Here is a 15965-nt window from a genome sequence, read left to right as displayed (position 1 = left end):
TTGATAGAAACCAATAGCACTCTCGCGATTCTTAAACTTAGGGTACTTAGAAGTTAACGCCAGATTCTATAGTGTTAATAAGAAGAATCACCTAGTGAAAAAGATTATCTTTGTCTATCTATATTTTTAAATTAAAGTCGAAGGTGTAAATTTCATGAGCATCTAATATGTCTTGTAATATCGAGTAAAAACCAATGTAAGAATATGTGGTGTCAAAAGTAGGATTATTCTTATTTAAATTTATTTTTGTTGTTGGTCTTATTTTATGTTGTTGATTTTTAAAAGATAGTTATTGGTTTTAATATGTGTTTAAACATGTTCCTTACTGTTTATAATCGAGTTTTTTATGTATGTTGGCATGAAAGGTGAATAATCAAATGTGATGCTAATTCCGAAAATAATGAAACCATTAATATATGAACTGTGGGGTGAGAGAGGAAATCAATTTTTCAACATTGCCACAATTAATATTTTTAACAGGATAGTAAGAGTAATAATATGAAAAAGACAATGTTATCTGTAGCAGTTCTAACTGGACTATTTGCTTTTGGCGCATCGGCTAACCCATCAGCTGGTGATATCGATACAACAAGTGCAACACTAACTTGGGAAGCAAAAGTACCAACAGTAGTAAACGGTGAGTGGATTACAATCACTGGTCAAAACGGTGGCGCTCTTGTTGATGCGGGTCTAACTATCAATCCAGACGGCAGCTTCACTTCTGAAAATGTACTAGTTGAGGTTCGTTACTACGATTCTGATACTAATGAAGTTGGCTTGCCTGTTGTTGTTGGTACAGAGAGCGCAGCGAGCTCTGGCGTAGCACCAGAAAGCATCACTTACCGTGTTGACGTACCTGCGTTTGTATCTGAGAAAGGTGTTGACCTATCAAATGTTGACGTGAGCGTATTTAAAGATGGCACTGTTGTTAAAACAAACTCAGCTTTGAAATCAACAGCTTCTGACGCTTGGAAGACGGAATGGAAAATTGCTAACGCACCAGGTACTGGTATGGACAACGTGATTGCTGGTGACGTGATCACAGCAACAACCGTACTACGTGCAGATGTGGAATTTGCAGCATACACGACGCCATAAAGTGGAACGCGCGGCCTAATACTTAGGCCGCGCACATTAAGCCTATGAAGAAAGTTATCACCTTATTTCTGCTTTATCCTTCTATTGCTCTGTCTTCCAACTCTGTAACCAAGGTGTTACCGCTGTCGGCAGAGATCCAAAATGAAAAATTTTTCTCATACAGAATTAAAGAATTCAAGTTCAAAGAACCTAGCTTAAAAGTTGATGTAAATAGAGCGACAGGTGAGCTGAAAACTATTGATACCAAGCTTATCGTGACGACTGATGTCCCAAGCAGTTTTTCTGCTGGATATAAGATATCGACCAACGTTCTTCTAAGTGAATGCTTTGACCATAAAGGCAACCCAACCAAATCCAACTTTGCTGAGCACTCGCTGGATGGTGAAGTATTGAGCGTAGGAAAAGAGATCAGGTTGGACGATTTCTTTACTGATAGAGACACATTATGGGTAGAGAAGGATTTTCGAATCGACTTTGATAACAACGTTCAAGTTGATGTTGAGGATGAGCGATGTAGTGGAAAAGTCACGCTCTCCATTGGATTAGATTTTTAATAAGAGACCCGTTTACTTAGCACTACGAGTGTTCATGTGCTGAGGTTTGGAGGTATTTGGTTTGTTGTTTTTCTGCATGGATTCTAAAACAAAAAATAGAAAAGAATTACAAGGAATAGGCGTTTGCTCGATTAAAACTGCAATCCTGGTTCTTAGTGCTACGTCTGCGTTTTCAGCGTATGCCAATTCAAAGTTTATTCCTCCAGGTTTTGAGCACTTTTATGAGTATCAATCAAACCAAATAGTATTTGTCCTACCGAATGAGACACGTACATCTATTTCAGTTGTTTCCAATTTTGATGGTATTAAGACCATTGAAGAACCAGAGAAGTTAAAACAAGCACTCAGAAGGTCGGGTGTTGCTAGCGATCATATTGATGCAGTTTTACAAACGGTCGTAGAAGAGCAAAAAAGTGACGAGAACATTCTTTACGTTTACGATCATTCACAGAAACAAGTCTTAATTGAAGTACCTGCAAACTACCTTTCAGAAGGTATGACAGATCTAGGCTTTACTCAATTGAGTGAAGATCGTCGCGCTCTAATCTCAACCAATCGTCTTTTCACCACTCATTATCAAAGTTCAACAAGTGTGACACTCACTAATAACTCCACAATTGGTTTTGGTCGTTCACACGTTGATCTAGAAGCATCACTCTATGTTGTCGACAACAGTTCTAGTCAGTTCGATGTAGATGAATTGGCTTACACCTATGATTTAGAAGGTAGCTCGATAAAAGCGTATGAGACTCATCGCGGAAACACAGCAGAAAACTCGACCTCTGTTTTCAACTTTAATAGAGAAGAAGAAACGGTAGGGATCAGTTATTTCTCGAATGACAACCTACTAGTTAAAGATATTGGTAACACTAAAAAGCTGTTTTTCGATATGAAAGCTAGAGGCACGATTGAAGTGTTGAGAGGTGGCCAAATCATTTATACGAACTCGGTGTCAAAAGGGCAACACAGCGTAAGCTACCGTGACCTTCCGCGAGGAAACTACGAGGTATCAATCGTATTGAAACCGGTTGGCTATCCAGAAGAAGTTTCAAAGAAAATCATACACAATAATAACTCCGAAACATCTCTAAGAGGCTACGATTATTCTGCCTCGGTCATGAAATCAAGCAATACGTTTAACCGACGTGACTATGAGGAAACTTATCTCGATTTAGCGGCAACCTATTCGTTGTTAAGTGACCGATTGTTAATTGGTAGTAATACTCAATTTACCAATCAAGAGGCTTCGTTTGGCGTAGGCGCAAACTATACAGACTCAGATTTAGCAGTGGCTGGTTATATCAATAAGTTTCAGGGCGGCTACCTGTTCAATACAAACTTTCGGGTCGCTGATGTTAACTTTGATTATGAAATGTTAGATGCGAATAAAGCGCCTTCAGAGTCATCCCAGTTGGGGAGCATCCGATACGGAAGCAATGACTATACACAAGCGACAGTTTCTTATTCGTCTCGAATTTATGAGGGGACGCTTAGTTTTTATGCTAATAGATACCGAGAGACATATGAGGACTCGGGTTTAGAGGTAAGCAATTTAAATTTATCGACAAATTACAATAAGAACATTTTTAATAATGTGTACGTCGATTTAGGTTATAGCTATCAAAAAGACTTTAACAACTCTAGATTAAACGAGCATATATTCTCACTTAACGTTAACTTCGATCTAAATGATAGTTTTTCATATATTTCTGGTGTTGATTATTCGACACGAAGTAAAACACGATTTAGTAATACTTTACAATATTCTTCGCCTCAAGTTGAAGCGGGTGGAGTGATGTTGTCCGGAGGCGCGGATTTATCTCAGTATGTTGATGGTAATGACTCACAATCTGTCTACGGTGTAAGTGCAAATATCCACAATGATAAATTTAGTGCAAATTTATATGCGAATGGCACCACTGAAGATTATCAGAATTTTACCGCTAACATTGAATCAACAACCATCGTTACATCCGATGATATATACGCATCTAGAGAGCGAGCACAATCTTATCTAGTCATAAAAAACGCAAAAACAAGTACCCAAGATCAGAATGATCTGGGGTTAGTTAAGATTCGAAGAAACGGGCAAAACAACCTACGAGAAACGATTCAGGGTAAATATACCTTGATTGAGTTGGAAGAATACAATGAGTATGGATTCAACTTGGATACTGAACTAAGTGGCTATAAACACAAACAAATAGAAAATAGTGACATGTTTAGTTACCCAGGAACACTGAAAGAAATCACCACCGAGTTTGAAGAAGTGGTCTCCGTTTTGACTTACTTTGAAGATTTCAATAGTCGCCCAATTAATAATGTAGAGTGCAAAGGATGTTCGTCTATCGCGAAAGTCGGAGATGGTGTCTACAACATTTCAGTACAAAGGGGTGAAAAGTTTCTGTTAACGGCAAATGAACAGATTTGTGCGTTACGTGAAGGGTACCTAGATAGTACTTATGGTAAGAGTAATTGTTTCCCACAAATAGAAGAAGACGAATTAGGTTTGCAAATTGTTGTAAATGGCTTGGGTGATAAAGATGAACACATTTATTACTTAGGTGCTTTTGATGACAATAGCATTATTGAAAAGTATAAAAAATTAATGTCGGATATGGAGGTAATACAAATATCCTTTAATGGGAACCGTCATTATTTTGCTAAGTTATACGCGAAACCTACATTATCAATAGCAAAAAATAAACAAGTTATTCTTGAATTACAAAACTACGCATTATCAACATCTGATTCCAATAAATTTACTAAAAATAGGTAGTAGTCATGAGAACATTATTATTATTAGTTACTTCATTAACAAGTTTCTTTACCCATGCTGTAGCAGTAAGCAGTCTGTTTGAGGTGGCGAACGATGAACATTACGCTGACTTTTCTATTACGAATAATGATGGTAAGGATATGTTCATTAACTTAGAAATTGCAAAAGTCGCTTATGTTAATGGAGAGAAAGTCGTCACTAAAGTAAACAAAGATAATTTATCAACTTGGACGTTTTCAGTTTCACCAAGCCAGATCATATTAAAAGATGGTGAAACCAGAACGGTTAGGATGCGAAATGATTGCGCGAAGCAAACATGTGATTTTGATGAAGATCAGGTTTATGCGGTTGATGTAAACCCTTATCCCTATGTCGGTGAAGGTGAAGACTCTGCGGTTTCCGTTGCTTTTGGATACAGAATTTATTTCATGGATCCTGCGTCTGAAGTGAAACTAAATTACGAAATTAAGCGCGTAAATAACAAAGAGTTTAGATTCTCCAACAAAAGTAACACCATGCTAAATGCTGTAATTAATACCTGTGAAAAGGGCTTCTCTAGTAACTGTATTTACCAATACAAGTTATTAGCAGGATCTGAAAAGGTGTTTAAATTGCCTGAAAGCCATGTCGGGAAGAAAAATATTAATATCACGGTGATAAATGCAAATGAAAGTATCAATGAACAAGTATCTATGTAGCCTATCACTTGCTGTTATAGCTGCTGGATTAAACTCAGAAACAGTATATGCATCCAATAACATTACGGCAAAAGTTGTTGGGAGTGAGGTTACTTGGATGAATGCAAATGTTGTTGGCGGAGAAGTGGTGCAACAGATTTGGCAACCAAGTAGCTCATTCAACTTATTACCTGTTTATAGCTGGAGTCCAAGTTTTCAGAAGAGTCCAACTTCGACGATCACTTTTAGTTCGACCACAGGTGTACAGGTATCCACGTCTTTTCAGCACTCGGGGATTCAATTCAGCACTGCAAGCCCTTTTACCGTCGCAAAAAACTCGAATTCTGATACGTGCAGTTATGAGAGCTCGGCAGGAAGCCAATACATTCTTCGAGATAATAACACTTGTCGTGCAAGTTATGATCTGAACGCGACTAGAAAGTATAAGCCATTTGATTTTTATAGAAGTGCTTACAAGCTGGATAATCTCGTTGATGCATTTAAAGCTGCCAACGCTCCTACAGGTATTTATTATGCAACGGTGAGCTTACCTGTTACTTATTACATGAAGTACGGAACAGCGACAACTTACCAAACTTACAATGACACGACGGTATTTACCATTGACTATAAACCGTCGTTCATCTCAGCTGTTGACGTGACAGGTGATGGTATTTTTTCTCTTTCTTATGATACGGCTAATCACAGTGTTGAGGGGACTACAACTTATGAAGTTAGTATCTCTGGGCATATAGAACCAGGGATAAAGATGCAGTTTTTCTCTTCTGGGACTGCGGATAAGTTTGAGTTAGAACACTCTACGTCAAATGATGTTATTCCTTATAGCTTAGTTTGTTCGAAGTGTGAAAAGAGTAATATTGTCGAAGCTGGAGAGCTGAAGCAGGCAACCTCGAAGATTCCTTTTGTTGGAAAAACGCTAGATTTTGATTTGGCCTTTTCTTTTAAAGAGCTTTATTTTGGTGATGTAAATGAAGGAGATTACAGGGATGCAGTTACCGTCCGGTTTGAATTGGATTTATAGCTTGTGTGCACTTATCGCATTTTTTCATCAACCTGCACTTGGAAATGAAAAATCGGCGAGCATTGGTATTTCAACGGGTTATTACAATATCAAAGAAGATCAAAGCACAGACAAAAACAATAACTATTACAGTTACTTCTTAGATTATACGCTAGGGGATTATTTGCTTAAGGGACAAATGCATCATTCATCTAATAGCTACTTTAAACGATACTTTGGCTTGGAAGTCGGATACCTGTATGAGTTTGATGATGTGTATTCAATCTACCCAATAATCGGAATGGATTTTATTAATAGTGGGGTAGATAGCAAGTTAGGGCTTGGTTTTTCAGCTTCAGTATCAAACTACTTTGATTTTTTTATTGAGAGTAAATTCAGTCGTGCCAATCCTTATGGTGATTATTTTGTTGAAGCCGGATTAAAGTTTAAACTTTCTGAATTTGACAGAGGCGTTTCGGAAACTGAATATGTTGAGGAATATTCTTCGCCAGAAGGCATTGTGCTACCAAACAATGACTTACCATTGAATAATGAAATACATGATGTTGCCCAATATAAAGAATGTGTTGATCCTTATGTCATTGTCTCTGGTGATACATTATCTAAAATTGCACGGAACTGTAAGGTATACCTTAGAGAGCTCATACACTGGAATCCAAAGTTTAAAAAGAACCCTGATTTAATCTTTCCAAATCAGGTGGTTGTCTTCAATTAATACATATTTGTTGGCTCTATTTTATCAAATTGTTATTGCTTGATAATAAAATGCAAAAAAGGGGCGATGAAATTTTAAGTTTAAAAGATATAGTAGGGGCATTCCTGTAGTCGACGTTTTATTTTCTTACGTTGATTGTAGGAATGTTCCTTTTGTTATATTTTTCTCTGCCTTTTCTGGTATTCACTCTTTTGCTTATTGATAATCATGGTTTTCGATATGTCATGAACTCTGAAGGGCATTTTAATGTTAAAGTTTCACGAATTCTTAAAAGAAGTGGTTTTTAAAAAAATTCCTAGAAAGGAGTTGATGATTAAACTTCACTTAGAATATGACGAATTCCAAGGATTGGATAATATTACGATGAGTCGTTGGACAAATGGTGTAACGAAACCATCATCTTGTCGTCAATTACTTATTGCCAATGCGGCTAGTTGTTTAAATGTTTTTTTAAATCAATGTTCAGCACCGAAAGTTCCGGTTTCTTTAGAGTCGCAATATCGAAAGTTTCTAAACCAATTTAATAGTTATTATCATGCTATTATTCTCAATCCAGAACGTGATTCGAGGGTATGCCACTTCAAAGGTAGCAATTACGAAGCTCGTGAAATATATGGTGATTATACTTCTAAAATTAATTTAATATCTGCTAAGGCAAATAGTTTTGATGACTATAATAAAAAGTATAATGTTGACGTTTTTTATAAAGGAAATGTAGAAAGTAAAATTCCAGAATCATATATGTACTTCCATCAAGAAGTTGGCGCTTTGTTTGATATTTTGGGTTTGTCCATTGATCGTTACACAAGTAATCCCAATAAAGACACTTTATTTTTTGGGTTATCTTTTTTCAAGAATTCGGATGATTATGAGCTTTTGTTTGGTTTGGTTCTCAACTATATTATTCGCCACCATTTTAACGTAAAAAATGCTTTTTTTACCGCGAGAGGTAGGGAAGATATGTCTTTGTATGAAACATTGGGGGCTGAGCAGATAAAATTGATTGATTGTTCCAAGGATTACGGCAACGTTTATCTTTATCATATTGATTTGCAGAAAATTCTTAGTCATCCAATCTTCCTGGGGTTGATAATTAAATATCACCCTATTTACGAAAAGGAGTATGAGCAAATGCGAAGCCATGGTGTGGATGCTAATGTATTTTTTAATGATACATATGATGCGATTGCTGTTTGATTTTAATTCACATGAATGCATACGTTTTCAAACGTATTAGACTCCATGCCAGTGTTTTATCGCGTTATTACACGACTTAAACAGCAAAAATGAGCATGTTGAGAATTAGCATGGTTATTAACATTTATGCGCATATGCCAACTACAAACAATAAGCTTCGGTAGTATCTTCGATAGTATTCATCTTGTTTAATAACAAAGGAGAGTTACTAATGGATGGTACAAATCGAAGAGTATTTTTAAAATCTTGTGTTGCTACCTCGGTTGCTGCTGGTATGAGTGTCACTTCTCCAAAGGCTCAGGCTTTCTTCTTTCGCCCAGAAAATGAAAAACCGATTGACAAGTTTAAAGGCTTACCTGTTTTAGAAAGCTATCTACCAGAGCTTTTTGAACGCCCTCCTCAAATAAATGGCCATTTGCCAGTCGTTGTCATTGGGAGCGGCTTTGGTGGTGCAATTAGCGCTTATCGACTTGGTCTTGCTGGCATCAAAACGGCGGTAATTGAAAGAGGAAACCGTTGGCCTAATGACCCAAAACGAGCGGTATTTGCACATGATATGTTGGCTGACAAGCGGATGTTTTGGCAAAGAACAAAGACCACGTTTCCTGCTCTCACGTTTGATCTTCCGTTCCTTCAAACGATTACGCCACGTAGTATCGAAAAATTCGGTGGTGTTCTTGATGTTGTCGATAAACCGGGAGAAAACAACCAAGATGGTTCCGACCTATTATTAGGAACTGCGGTAGGTGGCGGTTCGGTGATTTATACCGGTGTTATGGTTGTTCCAAAGGAAGAGCATTTCAAGAAACTCTACCCTAACGAGCTTTCTTACAAAGAAATGGTGGACGTTTATTATCCAAGAGTGAAATCCATCTTAAACTACAGCAATATGCCTAAAGATGTTTTTGCCAGTGCGCCGTTTAAGCATTGTCGAGATTGGAATAGAGAAGTTTCAAAAGCAGGCTACTCTCCTTATCTTATCGAAGGTAACTGGAATTGGGATGTTATCAGGCAAGAACTCAAAGGGAAAAGCTTACCTTCAGCAACTATTGGCTTAACTAATTTCGGTAATAGTAACGGTTGTAAGAATGACCTTGGGCAAAACTATATTCCATTAGCGGAGGCAACAGGAAACGTCACTTTCCACCACAAGCATGAACTGATCAACATTCGAATGAATGGTGATATTTATGAATTAGACATTCAAGAGCTTGATGCTCACGGCAATGTTGTTCAACAAAAAACGATTACGTGCGACAAGCTTATTCTATCGGCTGGTTCTTACCACACAACACGTATGCTTGTTAGAGCAAAAGAGAGAGGAGACTTGCCGGAGTTAAATGAATATGTTGGCAAGAACTGGGGCGATAATGGCAACCGAATGGCATTTAGACAGTCGTTATTTGGATTACCTGCTGGTATTGCTCAAGCTTCTCCTTCTCCTACAGCAATTTATGTTGATGAAGCCGGAAGAAGCCCAGTCGCAGCAGAAAACTGGGCAAATGCTGGTATTGCCGACGTAGGGATTTCTATGATGCTATCCGTGACTGCGGACTTTAAGAATCGAGGTCATTTTTATTATGATGCCTCTATCGATGATGCAGTTCTTCATTATCCGAAAGAGAATGAGAAAGATGCAACGGATGCGTTAAGAGCAGTAAACAATAAAGTTGCACGAGCCAACTGGCAACGAATAGGAGCTCAAGGGTTCTCCGACGTTATTTTTACTGGTGCGCACCCAGTTGGAGGAATGGAAATGGGGAAAGCGACAGACCTATTTGGGCGTGTAGATGGATACAATGGTCTTTATGTTATTGATGGGGCGCTTATTCCTGGAAACAATGGATGTGCAAACCCTGCGTTGACCATTGCTGCATTAGCAGAAAGAAATATTGAAAACATTATCTCAAAAGATTTTTCATAACCAATTATGTTTCGGCAAAGCCATCACTTAAAAGTGGTGGCTTTTTTGTTTTTAGTATTTGGCTCAGACGATTAGTTCTTATTTTTACAAATCCGTAATAGTTATTTTCTTTTTCAGCTTATTATCATTTATTTGCAACTCAATATAATGCCCGCCATTCCAAACGTATTTGCTGCGTTTTTGATTTTTATCTTTCGATGGATGGTTTCCGGGAGGGGAGTATGTCGAATTTTGTTGTTGTCGGTGGTGGTGCTGCGGGTCTAGAAATGGTCACGCGTTTAGCGAGCAGTTTTGCAGGCAAATCTGACCATACCGTTACTTTGGTTGAGCCATCTTCTCATCACTTATGGAAACCAAGACTGCATGAGATTGCGGCGGGCACGTTTGATAATGAGCTCGATTCGGTTGCGTTTCGTCTTCATGCTGCTTGTCACGGTTACCAATATGTTCAAGCGCGCATGTCAGGCTTAGACCGAGCAAATAAAACCATTACGGTGAGCGCTGAGTTCTCTCCAGAGCAAATATTGAAATACGATTACCTCGTGATTGCCGTTGGCGCGATCAGTAACGATTTCAAAATTCCGGGCGTAAGCGATCATTGCTTGTTCTTAGATTCGGCTTCTCAAGCAGAAAAAGCGTGGGAACAGATGAAGCAAATGCTGGCGAACGGCGGCTCTCATCGTGTTTCTATCGTGGGTGCTGGTGCGACTGGTGTTGAGCTGGCGGCCGAGTGGGCGAAAGTCAGCAAGCAATTAAACCGCTATCAAGATGATACTCAGCTTTCGATTACGCTTATCGAAGCGGCGGATCGTGTGTTACCGGCAAGTGCTGAGTGCATGTCTACAAAAGTGTTGAAGAAGCTACAAAAGCAGGGTGTTAATGTTCGCTTAAACACCAAGGTTCAGCGTGCAGAAGCAGACCGTATCGTGACGGAAAATGAAGTCATTCCTGCTGATCTACAAATTTGGGCGGCGGGGATTCGATGCCCGGATTGGTTAGCGAATCTTGATGGTCTAGAAAGCAACCGCATTAACCAGCTTAAAGTGTTGCCAACACTGCAAACCACTCTCGATGAAAGTGTGTTTGTTATTGGTGATAGTGCTGAATGTCCACAAGAAGATGGAAGCATCGTGCCACCACGAGCGCAAGCCGCCAACCAAGCTGCTGCACATTTGGCGAAGCAATTTAAACGCTTAGTGAAAGGCAAAGAGTTAAAACCGTTTGTATTCAAAGACGGCGGGATGGTCGTTGCGCTCGGGCATGACTACGCGGTTGGCGCATTGATGAATGACAAACTCGTATTGCGTGGACGCTACGTTCGCCGCTTGTATGACACGATCTTTAGGTTGCATCAGCGCGTTATTTTCGGTTGGTTCCGCGTGTCGGCTTTGGTGGTGCTTAAACGAGTAAAAGGTTTATTGAACCCATATTACAAAGGCTCTTGGTCTTAATCCAAGCCGAGGCTCTCCACTTCCATTTTTTCATTTTTATCGAGCGCCCAAATCATCAGGATTTGTGGCGCTAGGTGTTTTTTATGCGTCATTTGCAACTCTCTCTGCCCGTTCAACTTCTTATTTCTGCCCTACTTGCGTGGGGTGGGGCTCAAGCCATCCTTCTTTTAGTCGACCATGGGGTGGCAGACAAATCGCTTTTACTGTCGAGTGATTACTACCAAATTTTAATGTTGGGCAAAACGGTCTATCTCGGCTTACTGAAAATGGTGGTGGGCTTGATGGTGCTGTTTTCTCTTGTCGAAGGCATCACCAATATTGGCTCAACCGTTCGCCTTAAAGCGCTGGGTGGGCGAACACTGCTCTTCTACAGTTTCACCACCTTAATTGCCATTAGTTTAGGGCTTGGTGCGTCGTTAGCATTGCCTGCATGGGAGCCACTTAGCCAAAGCGTTTCTGTGGGTAGTGATGTCCATTTAATTGACGAGCAAGGCGCTGGTGGTGCCGCGATACTCACTAATCTCGTTAAGATGGCGATGGTGAACCCGTTTGCTGCACTGGCGAATGGCAACTTACTGGCGATCGTGGTTTTCTCCTTTATGGCAGGCGTTGCGATTTTGCTTTCTGTTCCGTCAGGTCATCCGTTGCTAGCGGTGATTTCGGGGCTGAACAAAAGCGTCAACACCATGATTCGAGGCATCGTTAAACTGTCTCCGATTGCCATTTTTGCGATCGTGTTTGATATCACGCTGACTTCAAGTGGGAATCTGATTCAGCAACTCGCCTTGTTTGCGTTATTGGTGTTTGTCCTCACTATGGTGCACGGGCTAGTCGTGTTGCCAACCATTGCTAAGGTCATGACGGGCATCTCTCCAGTTGCGCTGTTTAAAGCGATTTCAGCACCATTAACCATGGCGTTTGCGACGTCATCAAGTGCGGCGGCGCTACCGTTAGCAAAGCAAAGTGCGGAAGATAATTTAGATGTCGCGCCAGAAGTCAGCAGCATGGTGTTGCCACTCGGCTCTGTAATGAACATGGATGGCACCGCGTTATTTGAAGGTGTCGCCGCGATTTTCCTAGCACAGTTGTTTGGTGTGGATTTGAGTACCACTGGATTGGTGATGATCTTCATCATGGCAATGGTTTCTTCCGTTGGTGCGCCGGGCATGCCTTCGGGCTCCATGTCGGGGATGCAGTTAGTGCTGCTGGCTGCGGGTATTCCGCTGGAAGCGATTGCGATTTTATTGGTGATAGAAAGACCGTTAGATACCTTCCGTACCGCTGTTAATGTGGAAGGGGATTTGATTGCGACGCTTGTGATCGACCGCTGGCAGAAGAAGCAGACGGTAGAACCTCAATCGCTCGATTCTTCAGAGATGTTGATGAGCTAAAAGTAAAACGCACTCCCAGTTGAGAGTGCGTTTTTGTATCTATGTGGATTCTATGAGCGACCAAGCATTCGAGAAATGGTGCCATCTTTGTCGACCACTTGGTGTTTGATGGCGCCAGCAACGTGGAGAACAAACACAGCAATCAGAATCTCAACTGCAGAGTGATGAATGGTTGAGCCAATCTCCTGAAGCCAAGGGGTTTCTGGGCCTTCAGCGATAATAACCCAACCGAAAATATCGACCGCTCGGCCGCCACCAGCGCTCATTGCGATACCAGAGATAGGCATTGCCAAAGTAGCAAGCAGAAGGATACCGTGTACTGCTTTGGCCGCTTTATCCTGCCATGCAGGCATTTCCGAAGCGGGTGGCAGAGCGCCTTCTTTTAAGCGCCACACTAGACGGATAAGAGCGACAACTAAAATGATAGCGCCTAGTGATTTGTGGATGCCATACCACTCAAACTTTTCTGGGCTACGTGGCAAATCAACCATGTAAAGGCCAAGCGCGAATATACCGATAAAGGCAAGCCCTGTTATCCAGTGCAATGTAATGGTTTGCCAAGTTAATGGCTTCTTGTTGAGCATGAATTAATCCTCGTTTTATTTGTGGTTATACGAGCAATTATCCATCAATGTTGTGAATAGAACTACACATCTCAGTGTAAAGTTGGGTAAATATTATCCACAAAAAACGCCCCAAAAGATGGAGCGTTTTTAGTCAGTTAGATGAGTGGGAACGGGTTATGCCTGTTTTAACTCAGCTAATGCGTGATGCAAAGAAGGAACAATCGCGTGGCCAAAGGCAAGAACTTCCTCGCAAGGTTCTACAAGGTCTGGGATTTGGAAAGTAACCATGTTCGCTGCTACTGCGGAACGTACGCCATTGTTGGAATCTTCAAACGCAATACATTTGGTTGGATCTACGTTTAGACGACTTGCTGCAAGCAGGTAGATCTCTGGATCTGGTTTGCCGTGGGACACTTCACAGCCTGTCGTTAAGTTGTCGAAATACATGCTTAGGCCCGCCAGTTCCAACTTCTTCTGTGCCACTTCTTTTGCAGTTGAAGTAGCAACCGCAATAGGTAAGCCTTGTTCTTTCAACCATTCAAGCAGTTCAACCACACCGTCTTTTACCGGTATGGCTTGATGCTTCACGACCGCATCGTAGCGAGTACGCCATTCATTGTGCAGACGGTCTAAGTCATCGCCATAGGTCTTACGAAAAATCGCTTCAACGCCAGCGGCATTGCGGCCAATGATGGTTAAGTAAACCTCTTCGAAGAAAGGAAGTTGTTGTGCTTCGCATGCCTCTTTGAAGATACGCATACAAACGCGTTCGGTGTCGAGGAGTAACCCATCCATGTCGAAAATAGCTGCTTGATAATTCATTACTTTATGACTTGTCGATTGAGATGGCGCATTTTGACACAAGCAACATCGATTTTCTTGCTGAATTCCACCATCTCACACGCTTTTTACTCAATCCCTATTTTATCCCTAAGCGCTTCGCTAATCGGTGTAAGTTGCCGTTGTCCAGTTCCAACTGACGTGCCGTTGCTGCCCAGTTGCCTTGATTCTCTTCCAGTGCTCGAACAATCATCGCTTTTTGGAAGGCATCTGTGGCAGGCTTTAATCCACCTTCTGGTAGCTCAAGCCGAGAGTTTTGCTCCGTTTCTTCGACATTCTTGATGTTCTGATTCGGCGTTCGAATATCAAAATCTTGCTCAACTAACTCAATGTCCATGGCGTGAGTACGCGCCTTTGCCAAAACACCAGCACGTTTAATGACATGCTCAAGCTCTCGCACGTTGCCTGGCCATGAATAGTCTTTAAGTGCCTGCACCAAAGTAGGAGACAAACGAATGCTGTTTAATCCCAATTTGCTTCTTAAGCGTTCGGCAAAAAAGCCTGCGAGTAACACCACATCGTCTTCACGTTCATGAAGAGGTGGAACATGAAGTGGGAAGACGCTTAAACGATGATATAAGTCGGCTCGGAATCGACCAGCAGTCACTTCTTCATGCAATATACGGTTGGTGGCGGCGACAATGCGTGTGTTGACTCGAATATGACGGTCATCACCCACACGTTGAATGTCGCCGTATTGTAGAGCTCGAAGTAACTTGGCTTGCAGCTCTAACGACAGTTCGCCGACTTCATCTAAAAACAGTGTGCCGCCATCGGCTTGTTCGAACTTACCCTTGCGATTGCTGATTGCACCTGTGAATGCGCCTTTGATATGGCCGAACAACTCGCTTTCCGCGACTGATTCCGGCAGCGCCGCACAGTTGAGGTAAACCAAAGTATTGCTAGAGCGACTAGAGCGATGGTGAATAGCGCTCGCAACCAACTCTTTACCCACGCCCGTTTCTCCCATCACTAGCACAGACAATTCCGTATCGGCGACTGCATCAATCTGCTCTTGAAGATTTTTCATGCCCTGAGAGTTACCAATGATTTCATTACTTAAGGTGCGCTTCTCGGCGTAAGAGTCGCGTGGCAGGCTCGCTTGTGTCTCTAGTTGCTCTAGTAGGAGTGCAGTGTGTAGGCCACCTGCTGCCAACGCGCTGACAAAACGTAACTCTTGGTTGCGTAGCCCATCAAATTGGTTGGGGTCGAAGGCGTCAATCGTAATGGCACCAATCAGTTGATCGTCGATCAGCAAAGGTAAACCAATGCAGGAATGGACATGCAGCTTGTCATCGTGGTTTGGAATCAAGCCATCGTATGGATCAGGTAAGTCGCTGTCAGAGGGAAAGCGCACGATATCGCCTGCTCGGGCAATGGCTTCTAATCTTGGGTGCTGCTCAATGGAGAAACGGCGTCCAAGCACTTCTTTCGCCAATCCATTGATCGCTAAAGGTTTAAAGTGCTGGTCTTCATACAAAAGAAGGGCAGAAGAGTCACACTTCAATACCTCTCGAATCGTGGTTAGTAACGTATCAAAGCGAGCCTGTTGAGTGAGCGCCGAGTTAAGGTCTTGCGTGATGTGTAGCCATTGCGCGATTAAAGAAGTCATAGCCAATACCGATTGTGTCAATATGACTATTTTAGTGTCTTAATGACAATTTTCAACTGTGTCTTAATGACACTTTCTAAAATTTATTTTTAATTAAGGTATTGAAATATATAGCAATT

13 protein-coding genes are annotated in these 15965 nt (G+C 41.3%); 10 read left to right on the top strand and 3 right to left on the bottom strand.

The window, feature by feature from the left end:
- The first annotated feature begins 498 nt into the window (after positions 1–498).
- The 10 genes from VCHENC03_RS20400 (at position 499) to VCHENC03_RS20445 (ending at position 12828) form a co-directional block, all read left to right on the top strand.
- On the top strand, positions 499–1098 hold the full coding sequence (locus VCHENC03_RS20400; protein ID WP_032802137.1) for a hypothetical protein: 600 nt from the start codon (positions 499–501) through the stop codon (positions 1096–1098).
- Positions 1099–1142: 44 nt separating this feature from the next.
- Positions 1143–1652, top strand: coding sequence for a hypothetical protein (locus VCHENC03_RS20405; RefSeq protein ID WP_009704900.1), 510 nt, complete (start codon positions 1143–1145; stop codon positions 1650–1652).
- A 76-nt stretch (positions 1653–1728) separates the two neighbouring features.
- Positions 1729–4431, top strand: a complete 2703-nt coding sequence (locus VCHENC03_RS20410) for a TcfC E-set like domain-containing protein (RefSeq protein ID WP_032802136.1) — start codon at positions 1729–1731, stop codon at positions 4429–4431.
- Positions 4432–4436: 5 nt separating this feature from the next.
- Positions 4437–5129, top strand: coding sequence for a hypothetical protein (locus VCHENC03_RS20415; protein ID WP_009704898.1), 693 nt, complete (start codon positions 4437–4439; stop codon positions 5127–5129).
- Positions 5110–6150, top strand: coding sequence for a hypothetical protein (locus VCHENC03_RS20420; protein ID WP_009704897.1), 1041 nt, complete (start codon positions 5110–5112; stop codon positions 6148–6150). Before VCHENC03_RS20415 ends, VCHENC03_RS20420 begins: the two co-directional genes overlap by 20 nt.
- Positions 6098–6865 (top strand): LysM peptidoglycan-binding domain-containing protein, encoded by a 768-nt coding sequence (locus VCHENC03_RS20425; RefSeq protein WP_083481803.1) that lies wholly within the window; start codon positions 6098–6100, stop codon positions 6863–6865. Before VCHENC03_RS20420 ends, VCHENC03_RS20425 begins: the two co-directional genes overlap by 53 nt.
- A gap of 246 nt (positions 6866–7111) precedes the next feature.
- Positions 7112–8062: a hypothetical protein gene (locus tag VCHENC03_RS20430; protein ID WP_009704895.1), complete on the top strand. Its 951-nt coding sequence runs from the start codon at positions 7112–7114 to the stop codon at positions 8060–8062.
- Positions 8063–8273: 211 nt separating this feature from the next.
- Positions 8274–9986 (top strand): GMC oxidoreductase, encoded by a 1713-nt coding sequence (locus VCHENC03_RS20435; RefSeq protein ID WP_009704894.1) that lies wholly within the window; start codon positions 8274–8276, stop codon positions 9984–9986.
- A gap of 221 nt (positions 9987–10207) precedes the next feature.
- Positions 10208–11437 carry an NAD(P)/FAD-dependent oxidoreductase gene (locus tag VCHENC03_RS20440; RefSeq protein WP_009704893.1) on the top strand — a complete coding sequence of 410 codons (1230 nt, stop codon included), beginning with the start codon at positions 10208–10210 and terminating at the stop codon, positions 11435–11437.
- Between the two features lie 83 nt (positions 11438–11520).
- Positions 11521–12828: a dicarboxylate/amino acid:cation symporter gene (locus VCHENC03_RS20445; protein WP_032802134.1), complete on the top strand. Its 1308-nt coding sequence runs from the start codon at positions 11521–11523 to the stop codon at positions 12826–12828.
- Between the two features lie 50 nt (positions 12829–12878).
- On the opposite strand, the gene VCHENC03_RS20450 is transcribed toward VCHENC03_RS20445, so the two are convergent.
- The 3 genes from VCHENC03_RS20450 to norR all read right to left on the bottom strand — a co-directional run bounded on the left by VCHENC03_RS20450 (position 12879) and on the right by norR (position 15846).
- Positions 12879–13412 carry a cytochrome b gene (locus VCHENC03_RS20450; RefSeq protein WP_009704890.1) on the bottom strand — a complete coding sequence of 178 codons (534 nt, stop codon included), beginning with the start codon at positions 13410–13412 and terminating at the stop codon, positions 12879–12881.
- Positions 13413–13568: 156 nt separating this feature from the next.
- Positions 13569–14216 carry an HAD family hydrolase gene (locus tag VCHENC03_RS20455; protein WP_009704889.1) on the bottom strand — a complete coding sequence of 216 codons (648 nt, stop codon included), beginning with the start codon at positions 14214–14216 and terminating at the stop codon, positions 13569–13571.
- Positions 14217–14313: 97 nt separating this feature from the next.
- Positions 14314–15846, bottom strand: coding sequence for a nitric oxide reductase transcriptional regulator NorR (norR, locus tag VCHENC03_RS20460; RefSeq protein ID WP_009704888.1), 1533 nt, complete (start codon positions 15844–15846; stop codon positions 14314–14316).
- Positions 15847–15965: the final 119 nt, after the last annotated feature.

This window comes from Vibrio sp. HENC-03 (genome assembly GCF_000305755.2).
Taxonomy (GTDB): domain Bacteria; phylum Pseudomonadota; class Gammaproteobacteria; order Enterobacterales; family Vibrionaceae; genus Vibrio; species Vibrio owensii.
Note: the sequence above shows the minus strand (reverse complement) of the source record. Positions and strands in the feature narration are given on the sequence as shown.